This window comes from Halobacillus litoralis (assembly GCF_020524085.2).
In the GTDB taxonomy this organism is placed as follows: domain Bacteria; phylum Bacillota; class Bacilli; order Bacillales; family Halobacillaceae; genus Halobacillus; species Halobacillus litoralis_E.
The window spans coordinates 2,800,512-2,823,759 of record NZ_CP129016.1 but is presented as its reverse complement, the minus strand read 5'-3'; the positions used below and the strand labels follow the sequence as shown (position 1 = coordinate 2,823,759).

The following is a 23,248-nucleotide window of genomic DNA, read 5'->3' as shown; positions in this document are numbered from 1 at the left end:
ACACAGTTTACTAGGACATTACCATGATAGCGCAATCTCAAGGCGCGGTCAATAAATTATCAAACCTTGTCGGAACTTTTATCCAGTTACCAATAAGCCTGGATCAATTCGCTGATCTGGTGAGCTTGCTCCCGAACGAACGACTGTGTTTCAGTAGACTGAATATCGCCAGAACCCATACCAGGAACCCATAGGACGTGTCCTTCAAGCTCTGCTTCGAATTTTTTCCATTTACTGTCGAAAGTAAAAAGAAAAATGTGTTGGAAAGGCTGCTCTTTGAACTTATGAATCCAACGATTGATCCTCTCTACTTCGTCAGCATGTGATCCTTCAAGATAATGATAATCCGGCGCTAGAAATATCCTTCCCTTGTATTCTTTTTCGATCAAATTCGTAAACACTTGGTTCAACTCACGCTGGAAAGCTTGCTTAACCATGTGTTGATCGTTCCCGGGATCAAATGGAATCAAGGGGATGATTACAGTATCAATATACTGTTTTTCTGGTATGTATTGCGTAGTATCTGCTTTTGTCCATCTCATAATTCATTCCATCCTTTATCTATGTATCATTTTCTCTTTATTTTACTACATTTATACAAAAATGAAAGCCGGGACCTCTTTTTAAAAGGTCCCGGCTTCCGTATTTTATAGAAAGGCATTCAAATCCTGTTTAACTTTTTCAAGCTTTCCACATAATGATTTGAATTCATCGCGTGCCCCATTGATAAGAGCTTCGTCAATTCGGTCCTCTATGCTTTTCTGTCTATGTTGCAAAAGACTGAGAGACAACAGACGTTCCGCTTCATTCTTATCTCTGTCATTTAAGTAGTAGTCTTTTGGAAGATAAGGATTCTCTTCGAGTACGAGAGCATATTTTGAGCATTGCTGTGCATTCTCAAAGTTCATCTGAATATAGACTGGTTCTCCTTGATTCATCCTTAAATCATGAAACGACTTCTCGGCATCATTCGTCATAACCTAGCCTTTATAAAAACGGAAAGGTGGGTCAGAAACACCCTGGGCACTAATTTCCATGCCGCGCGGACAAAACTTCACTTCCTGGACAAAATGGACACTTGACAAAAGAGATTCATGGTTCATCAAATAATTAAGAATCCAAACACTCTCTCGCTTTTTTAACTGAAAGTGATTTAAAAACCAGCGGACAAAGTCTTTTTTCTCATCCACAGAGATTGGTGTTTGCATATGGGCGCCCCTCCTGCGCTTTATTAATCAGCTCATTGTTCTTTCAGCCGCTCAACGAAGTCCTCAATTTCTGTATCTGTAGGATCAATAGCCAGGTATTCTTCGAAAATCTGTCGTGCTTCAGACATCCTTCCTTCTTCTACAAGGAAATAACCATAAGATTTCAGGAAATCTGTATCTTCCTTCAAGGAAGGATACGCTTGTTGGTATTGTTCGTAAGCCTCCTTGAACCTCTCTTCCTCTTCATAAGCTTGGGCAAGTTCCCACAAGTAATTCGGGTCTTCCTCTCCAAGGGAGATCAATTCATTGATCAAGTCGATGATCTTATCATTCATATCATCAGACTTATAATTCTCGATGAGGAAAAGAATCGCTTCTTTATATCCAGGATCCAAAGCAACCGCTTCTCTCATCCACTCATAACCTTCTTCTTTATTCCCTTGTCTATGAGATAACGTACCGGCAAGATGATAGAGTTCCTTATTGAATTCATCTTTGGCAAGCCCTTTTTTAGCCATTTCCAGCGCTTCCTTCGGCATACCTTCTGAATCATAAGCTTGAGCTAAGTGTGGATACACGGATTGGAAGTAAGGGTCCTTTTCAATCAACTCTTCCCAAACATGGATCGCAATGTCGTTACGATTTGCCCGGAAAGCTACGAAACCATAACGAAACATTACATCAGGATTATCTTCTTCGACTTTTTGGAAATACTCAAGCGCTTGTTCAAATTCACCATTCGCCGCATAAGCTTCGGCAAGTCTTGTGGCAACTTCAATATCACCAATAACCGGCTGATGATGCATCGCATTTTCATAATAAGGGATACTCTTTGAATATTCCCCATTGGAGAATGCGAGCTCACCTAATGCAAAATCAATGATTGCTGAATTCGGCTCCACTTGTTTCGCCATCAGCAACTTCTGTTCAGCAACTTCAAAAAGTCCTTGAGCTTGATAAAGGTCGGCAAGCTGCACAAGAGCTTGCAAATAGTCTTCATCTTCCGGCCCAAATTGGTCCAGCAGTTCAATCGCTTCGTCATCTTCATCAAGATCAATGTGAATCTCTGCCATCATGACTTTCAGTTCTTGTTCTTTAGGATACCGTTGAATCAGTTCGTGCAACACCATCTTCGCTTCTTCGAGCATCCCCCATTGCATATATAGTTCAGCAATCGTGAATCTCTCTTCTTCGTCAGCCTCTGGTAAATATTGTGTTAGAGTTCTTATAGCATCTTCCGTCTTATGTGCTTCCATTTGACGGATGGCTTTTTGTATTTCCTCCATGATGACATCCTTTCCGTTTAAACAAAATGCTTGTGAATCTTCACTTGTATGTGGGATCCAGGCTTCTCATTGATGACCTTCTGGTTCACCTGTTTCACCTGTCCATTCATAACCGTTACATTCGGAACAGAATCATGATATCTAAAATCCTCCGTCTCTTCAAACGTTCGGACTTCTGAAGGGCGATAAAGGTTATAATCCGCCTGCCCTCCTGGGGACGATACCACCTTTGTGAGGATAGATCCCGCTGTCTTTTAAGTTTTTCAGAGAGAGTATTTCATCATCCTGTACATCTGTTAGCTTTATGATACCATGTTCGCAAAGTGAAGACCACAATTCTGCATAGTTGTTCGACGTATTCTCTGTATCTTTGACGAACATTGTCAACGGCATTCGTTTATAAGCCTGCGCCTGAGCTACCCACTCCCAACAAACCTCAGTAAGGTCTCCTACGGACTGCACTTCCACACATAAAAAGGGGCTTCCTTTTCTGGCAAAGAAACGGACCATTTCAGGCCGGAGGATCTTTGCCGGCACAACAGGTATGACCATATAATCGAGAGGCAGTGATTCACATCGATTCAAAAATTGGTCATATTGATTTCGGTAGTGACGTAAACTAGTCACTAGGTGTTGTGTGAGTAACAAGGTACACCCTCTTTTTATGTAACGATTCCCTGTGTCGGTCATGGAGGGTGAAAAAGCAAGCGGTTCTTTAAGATCTATCATCACATGCCCCGGACTGACGTAAAAACCATCCACTACCATCAACGTATAGGGTTCTTTTCCGGTTCGATCTCTGACGAACTTCTCTTCTTTAACTGTGCATTCACTAAAACAGGGACCTTTGTCATTTTCAACATACCCTTGAAACCAATAAGCTCCCATACGACTAAACCTCCAAGTAGGCTTTTTATATCGTATGAGAGCTTTACATAAACTATGAAGTTAATTTAGTTCAAGACTTGATTTAAGTCATTGAAAAATGATGGATAAGAAATATTAATACATTCTTTGTTCCTAACTGTGACACCACTTTCACAAATTAAGGAGGCAATTGCACCCATCATACCTATACGGTGATCTCCATAAGAATCGATGGTCCCACCATTTAGAGTTGTACCTCCCTGGATAACCATCCCATCTTCCTGGGCTTGGATATCTGCTCCTAATTTAGAGAGCGTTTCAACAACGGCCTCAATTCGATCTGTTTCCTTGAAACGCAGTTCCTCCGCATCTTTAATGATTGTTTTCCCTTCAGCTTGCGTCGCTGCCAAAGCAAGGATCGGGATTTCATCAATCACGTTCGGTATGAGATCGCCTTCTAACGTCATTCCTTTCAGTTGACCATGACGGACAACGATATCACCAACAGGTTCACTGCCAATATGAGTATGTACCTGGACCTCTATATTCGCTCCCATATCTTTCAATGCTTTTACAATTCCGTCACGGGTTGGATTGAGCCCGACATCCCGAATCACTAATTCACTATCAGGAACAATGGAAGCGGCGACTAGGAAAAAGGCTGCCGAAGAGATGTCCCCTGGAACTTTGATATCAGAAGCACTAGGCTTTTGTCCGCCCTGGATTTTGATAGATCTTCCTTCAACTTCTACATCCACTCCGAATTCAGGAAGAAGCATTTCCGTATGATTTCTTGTTTCCCCAAGCTCTATCACTTCTGTTTCACCCTCTGCAAGCATTCCGGCTAAAAGCAATGCAGACTTCACTTGAGCACTTTTCACTGTCAATTCGTGACGGGTCCCTACAAGCTTTTTACCTCGGAAGGCAAGTGGCAGCAAAGAATCATTTTCACGCCCCTGTATGTCTGCTCCCATGACACGAAGCGGTTGGATGACCCGGTCCATGGGACGCTTGGACAATGACTCGTCTCCGAATGCTGTCGTAAATAAAGGAAGCCCTGCAAGCACCCCGCTCATTAACCGGGCCGTTGTCCCTGAATTTCCAAAATTGATTGGTTGGGAAGGTTCGCTTAGGTGGGAAATCCCTTTTCCATGAACCGTGATTTTATTCCCTTCTTGCTCGATATTAACCCCCATGAGACGGAAGGCTTCGACGGTTCTCAAGCAATCTTCACCGGTAAGAAAATTCGTAATGACAGAAGTTCCTTCCGCCAATGCTGAGAAGATGACGGATCGGTGGGAGATGGATTTATCTCCAGGTACAGATAAGTCTCCGTTTAGTCGTTTATCTGTAGGTTTCAACTCAATGCTAGACATAGGAATCCTCCTCTACTGCTGGATCATCACCTCATATTGATAATGATCTAATATTTCTTTACTCTTCGATTGTTCTTCATTTGTAGCAAAGCTGATTCTAAGCACCCCGGTGATCCCTTCTCGAATTTCGAGGATTTGGATATTTTTAATGCTGATCGCTTCTTCAGCTAAGATTCCGATCACATCCCGGATCGCACCTGGTTGGTCATGAATATCCACATAGATGTCATAGAAAGAAGGGATAGCTCCTTTGTCTTTCATTGGAAGACCATCTCTGTACAATTTAGCATCGGACAAATACTTGTAAGTCTTCTCTTTCTCCCCTTCGGAAAGGTAGGTTCTTATCCTCTCCATTTCCCCAATCCAGTCATCAAGCATGGAAATGAGGAGCTTTTTATTTTGAAAGAAAATATCCTGCCACAATTTCGGATTACTAGAGGCGATTCTAGTAATGTCTTTGAATCCCCCGGCTGCCATCTGTTTAATATATGGGTGTGTAACTTCCCACTCTTTTGCTTGATGGACGAGAGAAGAAGCGATCAGATGCGGAAAATGAGAGATGACCGCGGTCATCTCATCATGTTCTTGAGTCGTGAAGGTAACGAAACGAGCCTTCGTTTCTGATAACAAATCCTTAATCACTTCCGCTTCCTTTTCATCTGCATGAACGGACGGAGTCAACACATAAATCGCATTCTCGAACAAGTGGGGTTTGGCAGCTGTATAGCCATGTTTGTGCGAACCTGCCATCGGGTGTCCCCCTACGAAGGAGAGAAGAGGGTGTGATAATCTGTTCGCCGCTTCAAGCACTTGGTTTTTCACAGACGACACGTCTGTCACTAGTAACGGTTTTTTCAAATCCATAGACTCGAGTTTATGGATGTAATCGATGGTAATGGAAATAGGCGTGGCTAAAATACAGATATCCGCTTCCTGAGCAGATTCTTCAAAGTTGAAAGAGGCCTGATCGATGACCCCTTGCTTCAAAGCCATGTTGAGGGTTTCGTCATCCCCGTCCATTCCAATGATAAATACATCCTCTTTCTTAGAGACGTTCATAGCTATGGAACCACCGATGAGTCCTAAACCAACGATGAGTATTTTCTGCTTCATTGTTCACCGACAGAAGCAAGCTTTTGTTTCATCGCTTCCTGGATCTCCTGCATGTCTTCTTTCTTCCCAATGGTCAACCGGATGGTATTCGGTAAACCTAACGCTTCCCCCGGAGCGAACGATAAACCCTTTGGTCAACAAGTATTCAAACATTTCATCACCACTGCAAGGCAAATGAATCAAAAGGAAATTGGCCTGGGTATCAAAATATTTCAATCCATGATCATCACAGAATTGCATTAAAGCTTTTTTATTTTTCTGGTTTTCTTGAACGGTTTCTTCAATGAACTTCTGGTCATCCAAAGCTAAGAGAGCAGCCGCTTGTGCAACCGTTGACGTGTTGAAGGGCTCCCGGGATGGCTCAAGAATTTGAATGACCTCTGGATGGCCGATACCATAGCCAATTCGCAAACCTGCTAAACCGTAAGCTTTAGAGAAAGTACGAAGTACCATCAAGTTAGGATAATGATTCAATGCTTCTACAGAATCAAAGGCATCATCCGCTTCCAAATATTCGTAATACGCTTCATCGATAACAACAAGAACGTGATCAGGAGTTTGTTCCAGAACCGACTGTAGTGTGGCTTGATCGATATGGACACCTGTCGGATTATTCGGAGTGCAAATCCACAGGACACGCGTTTGTTCATCGATATTTTGAAGCATGCCGTCTAAGTCATGGTGACCATCGATCAGAGGGACTTCTCTGACCTCTGCACCTTCAATCAAAGCATTGTGCCGGTACTGCGGAAACGTCGGTGTCGCCATGACTGTATTGGCACCTGGCTCGAGGAACGTGCGACAAATGATTTGAACCACTTCGTCTGACCCATTCCCGAAAATCAATTGGTTTTCTTCCACACCGATGAAACGGGCGACTTTCTTTCTAATTTCTGCGCCATATCCATCAGGATAGATTTCTAAATTCGAAATCAGTTTCGGCAATTCTTTCTCCACCACAGGGGAAAAAACCGAATGGATTCTCATTAGAGGCAAGTTTCACGATCCGATCCAAACCGAATTCCTTCTTTACTTCCTCAATACCTTTCCCAGGTTTGTATGGTTTCATATTTTTTAGAATGTCTTTGGCTTTCATTGGGATACTCCTCTCAACTCTTTAAATCTGGCCTCAGTTGTTTTGCATGATTATGATAGATGTGCTGGATATCTTTTTGGGCGATTCCCGTCTGGACGGTCACCATGACCCTGATACACTTCTTTAGACTACCAGGTACCGGAATTTCCCGCATGCACATGACGGGTACATATGTCCATCCATCTATTTTTCTAAGGGACTTTGCAGGAAAGGCATCATCCAGGTCTTCCGTCACTGTAAAATAGACAGACACGACATCCGTTGCTTCTATATGATTGGAAGCTATGACATCTCGGAGCAACTGATAGGATTGTTCTACAATTTCATCATGTTCATTTTTTTTCAACCGTTGTTGCTCCCCTTACACCTCGAATCATCATTCTCCACTCACCTCGTTTATTAAAAGGGACATTTGTTCTAGTAGTTGCTCTTTCTCGACTTCCACAACATACGGATCACTCAGTTCATGAAGTAGGACAAAATTGATTTTCCGCCGAAGGGTCTTCTTATCCAACATCATCTTTTCCACCATTCGATCGGGACGGATTTTCGATAAAACGGAAACTGGATAGTTATTTCTATCCAACCATTCCTTATAGGCTTGTATAGGAAGCTGCGCCCCTTTAAGATCGTTACTCAACTTCATCATAAACAAAAGACCGACAGCGACAGCTTCACCGTGAGTGATTTCCCCGTAACCCAGCTCCGCTTCAATCGCATGAGCAAGGGTATGACCTAAATTCAAGTATTTCCTAATTCCAGCTTCTCTTTCATCCTTCTCTACAATCGAAGCCTTCACTTGAATCCCTTTCATTAAATCACTCTCTAACTTGTCACCTGAACTTTTGGAGAGCGACCCTTTTAACAGGCGGTGTGCCCATTCTTCGTCACTGAGAAAAGCATGTTTGATAACTTCCCCATATCCGGAGCGTAGTTCACTCTCCGGCAAGGTTTCGATCGTTTCCATGTCATAGATGACTTGCACGGGATGATAAAACGAACCAATTAAATTCTTTCCTTTAGGATGATTGATGGCCACTTTACCACCCACACTGCTGTCATGAGCTAAGATCGTAGTAGGCATCTGGATATAATCAATCCCTCGTAAATAGGTCGATGCTACAAACCCTGCCAAATCTCCAATCATCCCCCCACCCAGGGCGACGATGAGAGATTTGCGATCTAATTTCACGTCCACACAAATGTCAAGGAGCTCTTCATACCTTTCCATACTTTTCGAAGACTCTCCTGAAGGCACTACTGCCGTAAATACAGGAACTGTTTCTGGTAAGCTTTTTTTCACATCCTGCAAGTAATAATCCTTCACCGTGCTGTCTGTAATGACTAATATAGAAGTATAGTTAGATGAAATAAACTCACCCAAACCATGACGTAGACCTTTTCCAATCAAAACTTCATAGTCATGACTGCTTGATCGGACCGTAACAGAAGCCATTAAAATTCACGTACTTCCTTGCGGTAATCGTCAACAGCACGTTTTAGACGCGGGAAGTAGTCAGCTGGAAATTCATCTGTTATGGCTTTAGCCAGTTCAAAAGCAACGATATGCTCCATCACAACAGAAGCGGCCGGAACAGCACAAGAATCGGAGCGTTCTATACTTGCGTTAAACGGTTCTTTCGTTTCAATATCTACACTCTGTAACGGTTTGTACAAGGTAGGAATCGGCTTCATGACCCCTTTTACAACAATCGGCATTCCCGTCGTCATTCCACCTTCAAACCCACCTAGTCGATTGGTACGACGGTAATATCCACGTTCCTCGTTCCATAAGATCTCATCATGAACCTCGCTTCCGTTTCTACGAGCGGCTTCAAAACCGATCCCGAATTCAACACCTTTATAGGCATTAATACTCATCACAGAGCCTGCAATTTTTGCATCCAGCTTGCGATCATATTGAACATAAGAACCGATTCCAGGTGGCATTCCTTCTACATACACCTCAGTAACCCCACCAATCGAGTCTCCTTCTTTCTTTGCTTCATCAATGGCGGTCATCATTTTTTTTGCCGCTTCTTCGTCAAAAGTACGAACAGGAGAAGCTTCTGAAATTTCTCTGCGTTGTTGTAAAGTTAGGTTTTCATCAACCTCTGACACAATGCCTGCGATTTCACGCACATAGCCTGTCACTTCAATGCCCAGTTCTTTCAAAAGCACCTTGGCAACAGCACCTGCCCCGACACGTGCTGCCGTTTCCCTTGCTGAGGAACGTTCGAGTACATTCCTCATATCTCGATGGCCGTATTTCATTCCACCATTCAAATCTGCATGACCTGGGCGAGGCTTGGTCACAGTTCGACGGATCTTTTGCGTATCCTCAGGCAGAGGGTCCTCTCCCATAATATCTGTCCAATGTTTAAAGTCATCATTATTTACAACTAGAGTGATTGGAGAGCCAAGAGTGTATCCATGACGAACTCCGCTTGTTATTTCAACTAAATCTTTTTCAATTTGCATACGCTTCCCACGCCCATATCCGCCTTGGCGTCTGATCAATGATTCATTTATTTGTTCTCTCAGTAAAGGAAGATGAGAGGGGATTCCTTCGATAATCGTTGTCAATTGCTTTCCATGTGATTCACCAGCGGTCAAGTAGCGCATAAACGTACCTCCTATGTATTCATCCCCATGTAGGGGCTGTTCTAAATTTTAGATACTACTATATCATATGGATGTAAATTTGTGTCGTCAAAATATCGGAATTTTTATAAAATAAGATTAGAAAGCGTTTCCGGTCACTTATTTTTGCCATTTTTTATAAAAAAACGTGTCATAAACTTCAAATCCATGAGTTTGTGGAGAAAAAATCTGCTCCGTGCTTCCAACAAAAAAGATCCCACCTTCTACAAGAGAATGGCTGAAATTTTTGTAGATGGTCTTTTTCGCTTCTTCCGTAAAATAAATCATCACATTACGACAGACGATGAGATCAAAATCCTTTTGGTAACGGTCAGCTAAAAGATTATGCTTTTTAAAGTTGACACTATTTCTTATCTCATCAACTACTCGATAAGAGCTACCTTCTTTTCTAAAGTATTTTCTAAGTATCTCAGGTGATACTTCCTTCAATGACCTTTCATGGTACAAGGCTTGTTCAGCCTTCTCCAAGGCATTACCGTCGAGATCTGTCGCCAGGATCTCTACTTGATGAAGAGACATGTATCTATTCAATATCATAGCCAACGTATACGGTTCCTCGCCTGTGGAGCATGCGGCACTCCATATCCGTAACTTCTTCTTTTTTCGTAGCAAATACGGAATGACTTTTTGTTCAAGTACTTCAAACCTCTTCCTGTTCCGGTAAAATTCAGACACATTGATGGTCATACGATCTAATAATTCATCCAACAACAATGAATCGTTCTCAAGGGCATTGTAATAGCTATTGAAATCATGATGGCCCCGCTTGTCCCTCAATGAAGTCAGTCGTCGCTTCATTTGAGCTTCCTTGTACTGTGATAAATCTACCCCTGTCTTACGATGAACTTTCTCTATGAATTGTATGTAATCCTGACTCATCCCAAAAACTCCCTCTGCTTATTCCATATAAGCGTACTCCAGCATCGTCAGGTTGTAAACGAGTAACTACCATGATCCACCAAAAGCTCCCTTATCTTAAATACTCCGTTTCGAGACTTTTGTTGAGTGGATGGAGGCTACGGGGAATGGATGAGCTGGAGAGAGCCCGCAGAGCTTTAGCTCGAGGAGGCTCTCCGTCACCCCCGCAGGAAAGAGAGTAGCATCCCAGCCACCCCTGACGCCCAACCCCAACATTGCAACAAACCCGAAAACATCACAAAATCGAGTCTCATAATCCTGCCATATTGTGTAATAGCATTTTTTGTTAATGAAATAAAAAAAGCCACCTTGGAGGGTGGCTTTTTCTTTAGTAGATCCAGTTGAGTGAATCTTTTTCATAATCGACGAGTTCTTTTTCATCAAAGAACAAACCGATTTCTCTTTCAGCACTTTCTTTCGAATCAGAGCCATGGATGACGTTTTTCCCAACTGTTACACCATAATCACCACGGATGGTTCCCGGTGCAGCTTCAGCAGGTTTTGTAGCTCCCATCATTGTACGTGCAGTTGCAATTACATCTTCGCCTTCCCAAACCATAGCGAAGACAGGACCTGATGTAATGAATTCTACCAGCTCACCGAAGAATGGTCTTTCCTTATGTTCACCATAATGCTCTTCTGCAAGTTCTGTAGGAATAGCCATCAATTTGGCCCCTGCTAGTTTAAACCCTTTGCGTTCAAATCTTGCTGTAATGTCACCGATCAAATTGCGTTGTACACCATCTGGCTTAACCATCAAAAAAGTCTTTTCCATGACAAACACCTCATCTTATGTATAGTGTGAAAGCGCTTTTAATAAGTGCCATAAAAAAGTCTATCAAACAAAGGCAAGAAAGGCAATAGATTTATGCCCTTCTTTTACCAATATACTTCGCAATCCCTTTGAGGGTCTGTTTTGCACGGTTCGCCGGTAATTTGTTCAAGGCTTGATAAGCTTTTTTCAAATAACGATCGCTCAGTTCCAGTGACCGTTCAATCGAACCATTGGACTGGACTCTCTCAATCAAGGGTTCAAGTTGTTCCGCGTTCAAATCTTCTTTCTGCTGAAAAACAAGTTCCAATTCCCTTTTGAACTCAGGATCCTCCATAGAAAAAAGTACGGGTAGAGTAATATTCCCTTGAAGAAGATCACTGCCTGCAGGTTTCCCTAATTCTTTCTCAGATGCTGTAAAATCGAGAACATCGTCGATAATTTGATAGGACATCCCGACGTAATACCCATACTGATAAAGCGCACGCTCATGAGCAGGATCTGCATTTGCAGCTATGGCACCAAGCCTACAGCTGGCAGCGATGAGCAATGCGGTTTTCCTTTTGATCCTTCTGAGGTAGGTGCGAAGGTTCTGCTCGATGTTATATTTATCCCGAATCTGTTCAATCTCCCCTAAACATAATTCGACCATTGTGCCGGCAAGAATTTGATGAGCACGTGGGTTTTCAAGGACAGATAAATTCTCGAGTGACCTCGCAAAAATATAGTCTCCTGTGTACATAGCTATCCGATTATCCCATCGTGATTTGATCGTCGGTTCTCCTCGCCTCAGCTCAGCTTCATCAATGACATCATCATGGACAAGGGATGCAGTATGTATAAGTTCCAAAGAAACAGCGACTGCTTTCATTCGCTCGATATCATAATCCCCGAATTTACCGCCTAGCAAGACAAAGACAGGACGGATGCGTTTCCCTCCTGCTTGTAACAATTGGCTGGACGCTTCCCTGAGTACTGGGTTGTCAGATTGAATCGTGTCGTTTACAGCCTCTTCGATTACCGCTAAATCATTTTTAAGAAAAGAATAAATCATTGCTAGTTTCATGGCATTTCATCCTTAGTTATTGCTTTTCCCCCATATGCATGGCTGCAACGCCGCCCGTATAGGATTTTACTGTTACCTTTGTGAATCCGACTTCTTCAAACATCTCTTTCAGTTCCTTTTTACCAGGAAAGTCTTTGGCTGATTCGTGAAGCCAGCTGTATTCCTGATAACTTTTGGCGAAAAGCTTTCCGAATACGGGCATGATCTTACCGAAATAGAAATAATAGATTTTTTTGAAGAGTGGATTGGTCGGTTGTGATGTTTCCAAACAGACCACTTTGCCTCCAGGTTTTACAACACGATACATTTCCTTTAATACTTGTCGATAATCTGGTACATTTCGTAATCCAAAGCCAATCGTGACAAAGTCGAACTGGTGATCTTCATAGGGCAAACTCATAGCATTCCCATGTTGGAATTCGACTTGCTTGACTCTGCCTGCAAGCTTTTTCTTTATACCGACTGATAACATGTTTTCACTGAAGTCAAGGCCAATGACTTTTCCCTCTGTTCCGACTTCATTCGCTAATGCCATCGTCCAATCACCCGTACCACAGCAGACATCAAGTGCATGGTCACCCTCTTTCACACCCATTCGTTTCATGACATCTTTACGCCATAACCGGTGTTGTTGAAAGGAAATGATTGAATTCATACTGTCATATCGTTCATAAATTTTTTCGAATACGTGATGTACTCGTTCTTCTTTTGATTGTGGTTCCATGTTCACCCTTCTTCCGCTATCTGTCTATAGTTGAATTGATGATGAATGGCCGCGTGCATGTAAGACTTCAGCCAGTTGAAATGGACGGGAAGCTGGGTGATTGTTGCTTCCAAACGGTGCATATGACTTTGTAGCATTTGTTCAATGTTCCCCAATACTTGGCCACTATTTCCAAGCAATGCCGGACGTTTGATGAGCGCATCAATGAGAGGGGAAAAATTTCCTTCCTGATAGCTCCGCTTTTCTTCCAGCAATTTTTTAGCTAACAACCATTCACCCGCCATATCATTAATGGCTGTCTTTTGGACATACGAAGCAACCCTTTGAATTAGAAGCGATTCGATTTTTTTCAAACCTTCTAAAAATTCTTGGAATGACTCCACATCTTTATAATAAAGTTCCATCTTCAATTCGTTGATTTCCTTGATTGCACCCGCAAGTGTATGAATCATAGGAATGTCATCAAGTTGGGAGAGCAGATAATAATATAGGCCGCTATAATAATCGCCGGCAAGAACCGTCAATTGACGGCTGCGAACGATATCTCGATCATCATCTTCATCAGATAAAGTAACGAGGTCATGAGTATCAAGAGCAATCTGAACAAGCATCGTTGTAATGATATATTGCTCTTTTTTCACTTCCGTCAAATTCGTGTGATCCATGATTGAAGAAAGGATCACAAGTTTGTCTTCATCTATCGTCGGCTCAGGGATAAAACGTACTAAATAAGGGTGGCGAACTTTCGATGCAATTTTTCGTTTGAGTTGTTTGATGTCCTTATCTGAAGAATTCAACTTGATCACCTTGTCCCTTCCTGAACACTATTAAACCATTCCTATTATAGCATATTTGACCATCTACTGTTTACTATGTACACGTTCGCAGAGCGAATGGTCACTCTGCATCATTCGTCATTTCCCCGTGGCTCGTTTGGATGACCGCTTTCCCACGGACTTTTACTGCAGAAGTATGCTCGGTAAACTGAGCGATCATTACTTCTCCACTGTCAAGCTTCTCGGAGTGGTGGAAACGCGTGTCCGTACCGCGGGTCAAACCGATGACATTCACGCCATCTTCAAGGGCTTTTATGACGAAGAAATCATTGTTGGATGTAGTCATAAGGATCGCCTCCTTCTAGTATCATTACTATCTCTTACAAAGGGGACTTTTGTCAAAACATCCACCTTGTTTAACACTGTGAATAAACGGCCTTTTCATCATTATGGCCACAAAGCAGTTTTTTTAATAAAAATAAAAAGAAAAAGGGTGCACATGCACCCTTTTTCGAAGCCCTATGTAGCTATTATTTAACCGCATCTTTAAGGGCTTTACCAGGTTTGAAAGCTGGTACTTTGCTCGCGGAGATTTCGATTTCTTCTCCAGTTTGTGGGTTACGGCCTTTACGTGCCGCGCGCTCACGTACTTCGAAGTTACCGAATCCAATTAATTGGACTTTATCACCGTCTTTAAGTGAATCCATGATAGATTCGAATACAGAATCTACAGCTTGTGTAGCATCTTTCTTAGAAAGATCAGCTTTTTCAGATACAGCGTTGATAAGATCTGTTTTATTCATGCCATTCACCTCCTCCCAAGAAGGTTTAACTCATTCAAGTGGTTTCATCCACTTCAAATGTTTATTTAGGTGCCATCATTTGATGACAAGCCTTATAATAAACGAGTTTAAAGCGAAATTCAATAGATAATCATGTTAAAAACGCGTAACAACGCGACTTACAAGCTGAATTCCGCTTCATTTCAAGTGTAAACTGCCATAATCTTCTTTGAGTGGAAAACCCTCAAAAACGTTGATATGACGGGATTCACCCAACTTTATTGACCTTCACTTAGGTAATTACGACATCCAGCTTAAAAAATCCTTTAAACTTCGTAATTTTTTTCTTAAAAACACTGAAAAGTAAGGATTTCTGGTGTTTTGAGAAGGGAAATAGGAGGGGGGATGCGGTCTATTCAGTTAAAAGTGGAACCTTCATTCTTCTCATTCAAGTTCCTTCAATAAGCACCCAGTAGAAGGAATCAGGTTAGTTTTTTACATCCATGAAAATGGAAAAATTAAAAACGGCTCACACGGAGCCGTTATAAAATAATTGCGATCATACCACCTGATCCTTCATTGATGATACGTTCGAGTGTTTCCTGTAGTTTGTATCTTGCATTTTCCGGCATGAGTGCCAGTTTGGCCTGGATACCTTCACGGACGATAGAACTTAAGGATCTGCCAAATATATCTGAATTCCAAATGGATAGCGGATCTTCCTCAAAGTCCTGCATGAGATACCTGACGAGTTCTTCGCTTTGCTTTTCTGTTCCTATGATCGGTGAAAATTCTGATTGAACATCCACTTTAACCATATGGATAGATGGCGCCACGGCTTTCAACCTTACTCCGAACCTCGAGCCTTGTCTGATGATTTCAGGTTCATCAAGAGTCATATCCTCTAAGGTCGGTGCGGCAATTCCATAACCTGTCTGTTTGACCATTTGCAAGGCATCCGCCACTTGGTCATACTCTCTCTTCGCATGAGAGAAATCCTGCATGATCTCAAGTAAATGGTCTTTCCCTCGAATTTCTTCTCCGACAATTTCTTTCAAGACATGATCATACAAATGTTCTGGGGCTTGAAGATCGATTTCAGCAATTCCTTCCCCAAGGTCCATCCCTGATATATGAGCACCCGTAATGTACTCGTATTGATCGAAGTTTCCTACGACCGTATCTACATCTCGTAACCGTTTAATATCTTTAACCGTATCTTCAATCGCCTCTTGAAGGTTATTCCTTAACCAGTGGCGGGAATCAAGAACCATCACCCAGCTCGGTAAATTCACATTCACTTCCAATACAGGAAATTCAAATAATGCTTCACGTAATACATTTTGAACGTCGTTTTCTCGCATGCTTTCTACGGATAATGCAAGAACAGGTATATCGTACTTTCCAGACAGGTTCGCCCTCAATTTTTCTGTGTTGGGATGATGAGGCTGTGCGGAGTTCACAATCATTATGAAAGGTTTACCGACTTCTCTTAACTCTTCTACAATTTTTTCTTCTGCTTCTACATAATCAGCCCGAGCGATTTCACCAATGGTACCGTCCGTCGTCACAACGATCCCAATGGTCGAATGCTCCTGAATTACTTTTTGCGTACCGATTTCCGCTGCTTCATGAAAAGGGATCGCCTCTTCATACCACGGTGTATGAATCATTCTTGGTCCGTGCTCATCTTCATACCCAACCGCTCCATTCACTGCATAACCGACACAATCGACCATGCGGACGCGGATGTCAAGGTGGTCATCAATATTGATGTTCGCGGCCGTATTAGGGACAAACTTAGGTTCTGTCGTCATAATCGTCTTTCCAGCCGCGCTTTGAGGCAATTCATCTAACGCACGCTCACGCTCTGATTCTTCCTCCATATTTGGTAAAACAACGAGCTCCATGAATTTTTTTATGAATGTAGACTTTCCAGTACGAACAGCCCCTACGACTCCTAAATAAATATCTCCATTTGTCCGTTTGGAAATATCACTGAAGATATCAACCTTTTCCAAAGGATCCCCTCCCAAATAAAATTTCACCTTCATACAAGCCTAGACAATCTAATTCTATGACGTTGTCCTAGTGAAATATGCAAGAAATTATAACTACGGAATCCCATACTGGACGAACGATCATAGATGATCCGCATAAACAGGAGAAGAGAAACGCTGGATCGGTAAGATATAATCAAGTTTAGTTTATGCTCACTAAAATCTATGAAAAAAACCGTCCCTCTATGCAGGAACGGTTAACAATCATGTCGATGGCTGAGCATTTGAAAACACCGGCTCACCATTTTCTATTGTATAAGTGGTCGAATAGGCAGGGACAAATGGAGTATGATCCGTCAGTAAGTAACGGATATCTTCCCCATGCTCGTAACTGTGCTCTTCTTCTCTTAAATATGTGTACAAGTCTTTTCGATAATCAATATACACTCTCCCCTGTTCATCAAGGTAAACGGGAAGTTTTTGGTCGGAATAGGGGCTATTGACCATAGGCGGCTCGTCCATTCCAATTTTCTCATGATCCAGTTCATACACCCCAGGAGCTACAAAATCCCCGAAAGGCGGGTATTTATTATTATCTCTGTAGAACTTCACTTTAACCTGTAGAGACCGTACCTCCTCCGTGGTTCGAAGGTCCAGTACTTTTACGGTCGGATCTGTTTCTGGATGGATGATAACATATTGATAATGGCCGCCGTTTTCAAAGGACGTACCTGGTAAATCAGTGAGCAGATTCATTTCTTTCAACTTACTGAATTCAATGGGATACTTTTGAAAAATCGGCGTGTCCTGATCTTTTGTTTTGATAGGCAGGAGACCGTTTTTCTTCTCCTGATAGGTGTCTACAGCATTTTGAACCATCTCAAGCTGCTGGTCATTCGGTACCTGGTTCTTCGCCAACTTGTTCTGCGGATATAGACATCCGGAAAGCAGAAATGCCGTCAAGGGCAATAATATGAATAAAAAGCGTTTCATGTGTGGACTCCCTCCTGTTAGGCCGTCGGTCCGCTCAGGACGATGTAAAAAATAATTATTCCTCCGAAAATCATGAACAAATAAGCGAATACAGCGATCATTACTGATAGAAAGCCCTTTAATTTATACCTGCTTAAGTAAATTAAACCAACAGCCAGGAGGAACAATGAAATAATTCCTGCGAAGGATATGTACATTGAGCATTGATTCTGACACAGCTCTTCCTCCTTCAAGCACACTTTGCTGATGGTATTATACCACAAGTCTCTATAAACGGACAGATGAGAAAACAGAGTCTATCAGTCTTTCAATCCATTCTTACAACTTTTTTCATAATGTCCTCATTCAAAATTGGTTCCGAGGTGTATATTGAGCGAATGGGGCTGCGGGGAATGACTAGCTTTCCGCGGGAGTCTCGCCATCCCCCTTCGCCCCTTTGCCATGAAAGAGTCTCGAAACCACTTCTAAAAGATCAGCTTGTATGATTGAAGGAGGTGAATCATATAAACCGCTCCACAGAACGTAATAGCTGCATACTGAGGGATTTATAATTCTAATAGTGGGATAGTGGAAAGCAAGCCATTGTGGTAAAGAGGTTTGTTTTCGCATATCAAATGTGGCTTTCCAACCACCCTTGACTCCCAATACGGCAAACGAACCCCGGTATCTTATATGGAATGAATATTGCGATTAACCGAGCTGTTCATCTGTAAAAAAGCATAAAAAATCCGGGGCAAAACGGTTTGCCCCGGTTGACTAAACAATTCCCTGACCAGCTCATGTGTAATGATTGCTGCGTAATATCTTATGCATACGAATGAAGGACCGCCTCCTCAGGCGCCTATTGGTTCGTAATCATTTTAAAAACTTGCCTAAAGTATTCATATCCAAAGGCATGTTTTGTTTTGTGATTGCTTCAACGATTTTATCTTCCTTAGATTTTGAAACGTTCTTATTAGCAACCTTAGCGAGCTGGCGAACAAGACGTCTGACCGTCTTTTCATCACTGAAATCAGCATTCTGTACAGAATTCGCCACTTTAAAAACATCTTCCGGGTCGATGTTTGCCTTTTTCTTCAGATGATCAAAAATATTCTTCTGAAAATCATTCATGAACAATTGACCTCCTCGTGCGTTAGGTTCTGTGTAGTATATGCACGAGAGTCGATATGTGTCAGTCATTCATCTTTTCATCAAGAATATTTGTCAAATCCTCCATTTCATGGCGTCGAATCCTTGTCATTAATTCGTCAACGACATCTCTTGGATCCGCCGATTCAAATAGAATTCTATAGATCCCTGAAGTGATCGGCATTTCCACTCCTTGTTCTTGAGCAAGTTGAAAAGCGGCTTTTGTCGTCCTTACACCTTCTACGACCATTCCCATTTGATCCAAAACATCATCCAATGGGTACCCTTGTCCTAGTTTATTACCAGCCCTCCAATTTCGGCTGTGTGAGCTCGTACAAGTTACAATAAGATCGCCGATTCCTGTCAGGCCGGAAAAGGTAAGTGGGTTTGCTCCCATCGAAGTTCCAAGACGGGCAATTTCAGCAAGCCCTCTAGTAATAAGAGCCGCTTTGGCGTTATCCCCGTAACCAAGCCCATCAGAAATACCAGCACCAAGGGCGATAATATTTTTCAATGCCCCACCAAGTTCCACACCAACCAGATCCGGAGATGTGTAAACGCGGAATTGACGGTTAATGAAGAGGCCCTGTACTTTCTCCGCTACTTCTAGTTCCTTTGAAGAAACGGTTACAGTAGTTGGCTGCCTGAGACTCACTTCTTCCGCATGACTGGGACCAGATAGGACGACGATATCCTCATATCTCTCTTTAGGAATCTCTTCGGCAATGACTTCAGAAACACGCTTGTAAGAGCCAGGCTCTATCCCTTTTGAAGCGTGTGTAATAATCACTTTTTCGTGTAGTACTTGCTCCAATTGGCTGCAAACTTCTCTCATAGCTTTTGTAGGAACGACTAAAATGACATGCTTGGCATTTTCGACAGTCGATTCTAGATCATGGCTTGCGGTAATCGAATGAGGAAGATCAATATCTTTCAAATATTTTTCATTCCGATGTGTTTGGTTAATTTCATCAGCAAGGTTCGCCCTGTGTGTCCAGAGATGAACCTCGTGCCCGTTATCAGCAAGAACGAGTGCAAGAGCTGTGCCCCAGCTCCCCGCCCCAAGTACAGCTACTTTCTCCATGCTACCTACTCCCTTCCTGAATGAATCAGCTACGTCTTCTTGCAAAGATCTTGATTGGCGTTCCTTCAAAACCAAAGGCTTCGCGGATCCTATTTTCCAAGAATCGCTCATAGGTGAAGTGCATCAATTCAGGTTCATTAACGAATACCACAAAACTTGGCGGTTTAACAGAAACTTGAGTAGCGTAGAAAATTTTCAGCTTCTGCCCCTTGATGGATGGAGAAGGATTCATAGCAAGGGCATCCATAATTACTTCGTTAAGCAGATTCGTCTGTACACGCTTCGCATGATTCTCACTTGCTTCCAGAACTTTTGGAATCAATGTATGAATCCGTTTTTTCGTTTTGGCAGATAAAAAGACAATAGGAGCATAGTCAAGGAAACGGAATTGATCCCGAACCTTATCTTCAAACTCCTTCATCGTTTTTTCTTCCTTCTCTATGGTATCCCATTTGTTGACGACAATAATGACAGCTTTTCCTGCTTCGTGAGCATAGCCCGCAATCTTCTTGTCCTGTTCTTGAATGCCTGCATCTGCATCAATTAGAGTCAAGACAACATCTGAGCGTTCAATCGCCTTCAACGCCCTCATGATGCTGTACTTTTCGGTCGTTTCATAAACTTTGCCTCGTTTTCTCATTCCAGCTGTATCAATGATCACATAATCTCGATCGTCTTTCGTGAAAGGAGTATCGATGGCATCCCTTGTCGTACCTGCAATATCACTGACAATTACGCGTTCTTGTCCAAGTAGACTGTTTACGAGCGATGATTTCCCTACATTCGGTCGGCCAATTAAGCTGAAACGAATGGTATCATCATCGATCTCTTCCTGAATTTTTTCTGGGAAGTGTTTCACTACTTCATCAAGCATATCTCCAAGTCCAAGCCCGTGTGTGCCCGAGATTGGGAAAGGTTCTCCAAAACCGAGAGAGTAGAATTCATAAATGTTTTCTCTCATTTCAGGATTGTCCACCTTATTCACTGCAAGAACCACCGGTTTATTCGATTTGAATAGAAGCTTGGCGACCTCTTCGTCAGCACCCGTAATTCCATCACGGCCATTTACCATGAATACAATGACATCTGCTTCATCAATAGCTACTTGTGCCTGTGCTCTCATTTGTACGAGCAGCGGCTCATCGCCAAGTTCAATCCCACCGGTATCAATAACATTGAATCGTGTGGTCAACCACTCGGCTTCTGCATAAATCCGGTCTCTAGTGACACCGGGGGTATCTTCTACAATAGAGATTCTCTCTCCGACCAGTCGGTTGAATATCGTTGATTTCCCAACATTCGGTCGTCCTACAACAGCAATTACTGATTTTCTCATGAAAGGATCATCCTTTCTTTATTTCTATTTTCATTATTCCATGTTTCCTCAGTAGTGAAAAGCAAAAAAATACTGCTCTCCCCCGGGCGATGGTTTAATAGCCCATCTTCCGAAGAACAGCAGGAAGCCATTAACTTTATTATCTTAGCAAACTTTAGAAAAAGAAACAATTCTTTCTCAATGCTTGACGATAATATATAGTTGATCACTTAATGCATGAGCGATTCCATCTAAAATAGCTTCTAAGTTTGCTGCAACAGCTTCCATCTCTTCCTTCGTGTCACATTTAAACACAGCTGCACTGCCATGGACCCGATCATCCTCCGTAGTCACGGCTGCCAAAATGGCCTTCTCCATTTTCATGAATGATTCCTCCTACCTTTTCTCGAAGGCATTTGTATTGCATTTTCAAGGACGGGTACGTGTTCAATAATTTCTTTCGCTCGTTTTGAATCTTTCTCTTGAGGAAGAATGAACACCCCAATCCTTCCATCATTCAAGTCTCTTTTGATTAGAGGCACAAGAGCGGGAGTCCCTGAATCCCTGAAGACTCCTAATGTTACAGATACATCATGTAAAATGGCTTGCCTCTGGCCTAGATTTGCAATGGTAGACCGCACGCTGAATTCTTTAGGGGTCAATACGAAGCCCATTCCATATTTCATGATCTCTTCTTGACGCTCAGGTAAACCAATGTTCATGATATAAATGTTATCGACATATAACCCGGCTCCGTCGAAGGAAATGGGTTTCTCCTCTACCGTCACGATATCCGAGAGCTTCGAACCGCTCATTAACATTCCTGAGAGAAAAAAGCATACGACTGCAGCTGCTAAAGCGACCCAAATATTAAGGGCTAAATAGCAAAGAGTGACCACAAAAGAAGTGAAAATGACGAGGTAATTCCTACTCTCGAAAGCGACGGCTATACCTTCAATATACGTATTGCCTCGCGGGACAAGTTCATAAGAGTCCATTTCAGTCAATGTATTCCGCTCCATATTACGTACTTCCCGGAATTGAGAAGCAGCTAACGTCAAGAAGGTCACGGCGGTGAATTCTTTTTCCATAATAGAGGGGATTGCGATGGTTCCAAGCGCAGCTGCAATAAACCCTAAGGATAAGTGGATGATCTTCCCATGTAGGTATGTGGGATACTGCCTATAGTCAGTTCGTAACATAAAGACTCGAAGTACAGTACCGACAAGGATCCCTAAAATAATTGGATAGGTGTATTCATTCACACAAAAGCAGCTCCTTTTGATATGGATTTTCTTTTTTTACGTATCGACCTTTTCAATTGACCCACACCATGAAATAGGAGCAGTACAAACACCCCTTTTATCGAGAGAGAAAGCATGACATGAGTGTCAATCAGCCCTTCGTTTTGGTAAAGGGAGAAGATAAGGAATGAAAAAAAGGTCCCCCCTGCATTTGTTAACATCCATAGTCCTATCTGCCCCCCTATATCGTTGATAAACACACGAAGAAGACTTACGATCACAAGGAGAAACAGAGAAATTCCGGGGAAATTCACCCACACAGGATGGACAATGAGAAACAAACAAACAGCTGCGTACCCAATACTGAAAATAAACGGCCAGAAATAATCAAACCATGCCCTACTAATCGATATAAAAAGATAAGTTCCAAAGAATACAAGGATAAATACGTGAAAGTAAACCTGCCCTATTTGACTCCATGAAAGCATGTCATATGTACACATAAAAACACCCAAAATCAGTAATAAATCGCGTTTCAGTTTCCGCCGTTGAATGAAAAAGATGGCTATGATCGTTAGCGACCAAGCAAACCAATAAAACGTAACCTCCAAGACCCCACACCTCCCAAGCTTCACCATTTATTATGTGTGGTTCGGGAATGCTTTAAACATTTTCTATAAAGAAATGGTCTGTTAACCAGTGGCTGTGATTATTAGTTATTTAAGAATATGGCAGGATTGTGGAAGACTCAGTTTCGAGATGTTTCCGGGGGTCGTTGCTATGTTGGGTGTAAGGGAGAAACGAACCCCTGTACCAAGTTGAAAGGTCTCCCA

The 23,248-nt window shown here is 42.3% G+C and carries 24 protein-coding genes and 2 pseudogenes; all 26 read right to left on the bottom strand.

Going from position 1 to position 23,248, the window contains the following annotated elements:
• Positions 1-86 precede the first annotated feature (86 nt).
• A complete protein-coding gene (locus tag LC065_RS14450) occupies positions 87-542 on the bottom strand; it encodes a YpiF family protein (protein WP_226589783.1) in 456 nt (151 codons plus the stop codon).
• Between the two features lie 105 nt (positions 543-647).
• A pseudogene (locus LC065_RS14445) lies at positions 648-1,208 on the bottom strand (ReoY family proteolytic degradation factor).
• Positions 1,209-1,240: 32 nt separating this feature from the next.
• Entirely contained in the window at positions 1,241-2,494 is a 1,254-nt protein-coding gene (locus tag LC065_RS14440) for a tetratricopeptide repeat protein (RefSeq protein WP_306163510.1), read from the bottom strand.
• Positions 2,495-2,686: 192 nt separating this feature from the next.
• Positions 2,687-3,382, bottom strand: a complete 696-nt coding sequence (locus LC065_RS14435) for a hypothetical protein (protein ID WP_306163508.1) — start codon at positions 3,380-3,382, stop codon at positions 2,687-2,689.
• 65 nt (positions 3,383-3,447) lie between these two features.
• A complete protein-coding gene (gene aroA / locus LC065_RS14430) occupies positions 3,448-4,737 on the bottom strand; it encodes a 3-phosphoshikimate 1-carboxyvinyltransferase (protein ID WP_226589793.1) in 1,290 nt (429 codons plus the stop codon).
• Positions 4,738-4,749: 12 nt separating this feature from the next.
• Positions 4,750-5,850, bottom strand: a complete 1,101-nt coding sequence (locus LC065_RS14425) for a prephenate dehydrogenase (protein ID WP_226589797.1) — start codon at positions 5,848-5,850, stop codon at positions 4,750-4,752.
• Positions 5,847-6,946: pseudogene (gene hisC / locus LC065_RS14420) on the bottom strand (histidinol-phosphate transaminase). Before hisC ends, LC065_RS14425 begins: the two are co-directional and overlap by 4 nt.
• 13 nt (positions 6,947-6,959) lie before the next feature.
• Positions 6,960-7,292, bottom strand: coding sequence for a chorismate mutase (gene aroH, locus LC065_RS14415; protein ID WP_371933341.1), 333 nt, complete (start codon positions 7,290-7,292; stop codon positions 6,960-6,962).
• A 30-nt stretch (positions 7,293-7,322) separates the two neighbouring features.
• The gene (gene aroB, locus LC065_RS14410) at positions 7,323-8,402 is read right to left on the bottom strand and encodes a 3-dehydroquinate synthase (RefSeq protein WP_226589803.1); all 1,080 of its coding nucleotides are present in this window, start codon (positions 8,400-8,402) and stop codon (positions 7,323-7,325) included.
• Complete coding sequence (gene aroC / locus LC065_RS14405) at positions 8,402-9,571, bottom strand: chorismate synthase (protein WP_226589805.1); 1,170 nt, start codon at positions 9,569-9,571, stop codon at positions 8,402-8,404. Before aroC ends, aroB begins: the two co-directional genes overlap by 1 nt.
• A 138-nt stretch (positions 9,572-9,709) precedes the next feature.
• Positions 9,710-10,489: a CheR family methyltransferase gene (locus LC065_RS14400; protein ID WP_226589808.1), complete on the bottom strand. Its 780-nt coding sequence runs from the start codon at positions 10,487-10,489 to the stop codon at positions 9,710-9,712.
• Positions 10,490-10,856: 367 nt separating this feature from the next.
• Positions 10,857-11,303: a nucleoside-diphosphate kinase gene (gene ndk, locus LC065_RS14395; RefSeq protein ID WP_226589811.1), complete on the bottom strand. Its 447-nt coding sequence runs from the start codon at positions 11,301-11,303 to the stop codon at positions 10,857-10,859.
• Positions 11,304-11,394: 91 nt separating this feature from the next.
• Entirely contained in the window at positions 11,395-12,366 is a 972-nt protein-coding gene (gene hepT, locus LC065_RS14390; protein WP_226589814.1) for a heptaprenyl diphosphate synthase component II, read from the bottom strand.
• A 16-nt stretch (positions 12,367-12,382) separates the two neighbouring features.
• On the bottom strand, positions 12,383-13,090 hold the full coding sequence (locus LC065_RS14385) for a demethylmenaquinone methyltransferase (RefSeq protein ID WP_226589816.1): 708 nt from the start codon (positions 13,088-13,090) through the stop codon (positions 12,383-12,385).
• A gap of 2 nt (positions 13,091-13,092) precedes the next feature.
• Entirely contained in the window at positions 13,093-13,896 is an 804-nt protein-coding gene (locus tag LC065_RS14380) for a heptaprenyl diphosphate synthase component 1 (protein ID WP_226589819.1), read from the bottom strand.
• Between the two features lie 91 nt (positions 13,897-13,987).
• Complete coding sequence (gene mtrB, locus LC065_RS14375; RefSeq protein ID WP_089652583.1) at positions 13,988-14,212, bottom strand: trp RNA-binding attenuation protein MtrB; 225 nt, start codon at positions 14,210-14,212, stop codon at positions 13,988-13,990.
• Between the two features lie 184 nt (positions 14,213-14,396).
• Entirely contained in the window at positions 14,397-14,669 is a 273-nt protein-coding gene (locus tag LC065_RS14370) for an HU family DNA-binding protein (RefSeq protein WP_008638574.1), read from the bottom strand.
• A gap of 521 nt (positions 14,670-15,190) precedes the next feature.
• On the bottom strand, positions 15,191-16,669 hold the full coding sequence (spoIVA, locus tag LC065_RS14365; protein WP_226589822.1) for a stage IV sporulation protein A: 1,479 nt from the start codon (positions 16,667-16,669) through the stop codon (positions 15,191-15,193).
• A 243-nt stretch (positions 16,670-16,912) separates the two neighbouring features.
• Complete coding sequence (locus LC065_RS14360) at positions 16,913-17,641, bottom strand: YajG family lipoprotein (RefSeq protein ID WP_226589825.1); 729 nt, start codon at positions 17,639-17,641, stop codon at positions 16,913-16,915.
• 17 nt (positions 17,642-17,658) lie between these two features.
• Positions 17,659-17,838: a DUF2768 family protein gene (locus LC065_RS14355; RefSeq protein WP_306163507.1), complete on the bottom strand. Its 180-nt coding sequence runs from the start codon at positions 17,836-17,838 to the stop codon at positions 17,659-17,661.
• Positions 17,839-18,496: 658 nt separating this feature from the next.
• The gene (locus LC065_RS14350) at positions 18,497-18,754 is read right to left on the bottom strand and encodes a stage VI sporulation protein F (protein ID WP_089652586.1); all 258 of its coding nucleotides are present in this window, start codon (positions 18,752-18,754) and stop codon (positions 18,497-18,499) included.
• Between the two features lie 61 nt (positions 18,755-18,815).
• Complete coding sequence (locus tag LC065_RS14345; RefSeq protein WP_226589827.1) at positions 18,816-19,856, bottom strand: NAD(P)H-dependent glycerol-3-phosphate dehydrogenase; 1,041 nt, start codon at positions 19,854-19,856, stop codon at positions 18,816-18,818.
• A gap of 25 nt (positions 19,857-19,881) precedes the next feature.
• Positions 19,882-21,192 carry a ribosome biogenesis GTPase Der gene (gene der / locus LC065_RS14340; RefSeq protein WP_226589829.1) on the bottom strand — a complete coding sequence of 437 codons (1,311 nt, stop codon included), beginning with the start codon at positions 21,190-21,192 and terminating at the stop codon, positions 19,882-19,884.
• A gap of 177 nt (positions 21,193-21,369) precedes the next feature.
• Positions 21,370-21,555: a capping complex subunit for YIEGIA gene (locus tag LC065_RS14335; protein ID WP_206945209.1), complete on the bottom strand. Its 186-nt coding sequence runs from the start codon at positions 21,553-21,555 to the stop codon at positions 21,370-21,372.
• Positions 21,552-22,436, bottom strand: coding sequence for a YIEGIA family protein (locus LC065_RS14330; protein ID WP_226589830.1), 885 nt, complete (start codon positions 22,434-22,436; stop codon positions 21,552-21,554). Before LC065_RS14330 ends, LC065_RS14335 begins: the two co-directional genes overlap by 4 nt.
• A complete protein-coding gene (locus LC065_RS14325) occupies positions 22,433-23,026 on the bottom strand; it encodes a YphA family membrane protein (protein WP_306163506.1) in 594 nt (197 codons plus the stop codon). Before LC065_RS14325 ends, LC065_RS14330 begins: the two co-directional genes overlap by 4 nt.
• Between the last annotated feature and the right edge of the window lie 222 nt (positions 23,027-23,248).

Coding starts and splice junctions, on each gene's coding strand:
- LC065_RS14450 (WP_226589783.1), bottom strand. CDS start 542: ATGAGATGGACAAAAGCAGATACTACGCAATACATACCAGAAAAACAG.
- LC065_RS14440 (WP_306163510.1), bottom strand. CDS start 2,494: ATGGAGGAAATACAAAAAGCCATCCGTCAAATGGAAGCACATAAGACG.
- LC065_RS14435 (WP_306163508.1), bottom strand. CDS start 3,382: ATGGGAGCTTATTGGTTTCAAGGGTATGTTGAAAATGACAAAGGTCCC.
- aroA (WP_226589793.1), bottom strand. CDS start 4,737: ATGTCTAGCATTGAGTTGAAACCTACAGATAAACGACTAAACGGAGAC.
- LC065_RS14425 (WP_226589797.1), bottom strand. CDS start 5,850: ATGAAGCAGAAAATACTCATCGTTGGTTTAGGACTCATCGGTGGTTCC.
- aroB (WP_226589803.1), bottom strand. CDS start 8,402: ATGGCTTCTGTTACGGTCCGATCAAGCAGTCATGACTATGAAGTTTTG.
- aroC (WP_226589805.1), bottom strand. CDS start 9,571: ATGCGCTACTTGACCGCTGGTGAATCACATGGAAAGCAATTGACAACG.
- LC065_RS14400 (WP_226589808.1), bottom strand. CDS start 10,489: ATGAGTCAGGATTACATACAATTCATAGAGAAAGTTCATCGTAAGACA.
- ndk (WP_226589811.1), bottom strand. CDS start 11,303: ATGGAAAAGACTTTTTTGATGGTTAAGCCAGATGGTGTACAACGCAAT.
- hepT (WP_226589814.1), bottom strand. CDS start 12,366: ATGAAACTAGCAATGATTTATTCTTTTCTTAAAAATGATTTAGCGGTA.
- LC065_RS14385 (WP_226589816.1), bottom strand. CDS start 13,090: ATGGAACCACAATCAAAAGAAGAACGAGTACATCACGTATTCGAAAAA.
- mtrB (WP_089652583.1), bottom strand. CDS start 14,212: ATGACTACATCCAACAATGATTTCTTCGTCATAAAAGCCCTTGAAGAT.
- LC065_RS14370 (WP_008638574.1), bottom strand. CDS start 14,669: ATGAATAAAACAGATCTTATCAACGCTGTATCTGAAAAAGCTGATCTT.
- LC065_RS14360 (WP_226589825.1), bottom strand. CDS start 17,641: ATGAAACGCTTTTTATTCATATTATTGCCCTTGACGGCATTTCTGCTT.
- LC065_RS14355 (WP_306163507.1), bottom strand. CDS start 17,838: ATGTACATATCCTTCGCAGGAATTATTTCATTGTTCCTCCTGGCTGTT.
- LC065_RS14350 (WP_089652586.1), bottom strand. CDS start 18,754: ATGAATGATTTTCAGAAGAATATTTTTGATCATCTGAAGAAAAAGGCA.
- LC065_RS14345 (WP_226589827.1), bottom strand. CDS start 19,856: ATGGAGAAAGTAGCTGTACTTGGGGCGGGGAGCTGGGGCACAGCTCTT.
- der (WP_226589829.1), bottom strand. CDS start 21,192: ATGAGAAAATCAGTAATTGCTGTTGTAGGACGACCGAATGTTGGGAAA.
- LC065_RS14335 (WP_206945209.1), bottom strand. CDS start 21,555: ATGAAAATGGAGAAGGCCATTTTGGCAGCCGTGACTACGGAGGATGAT.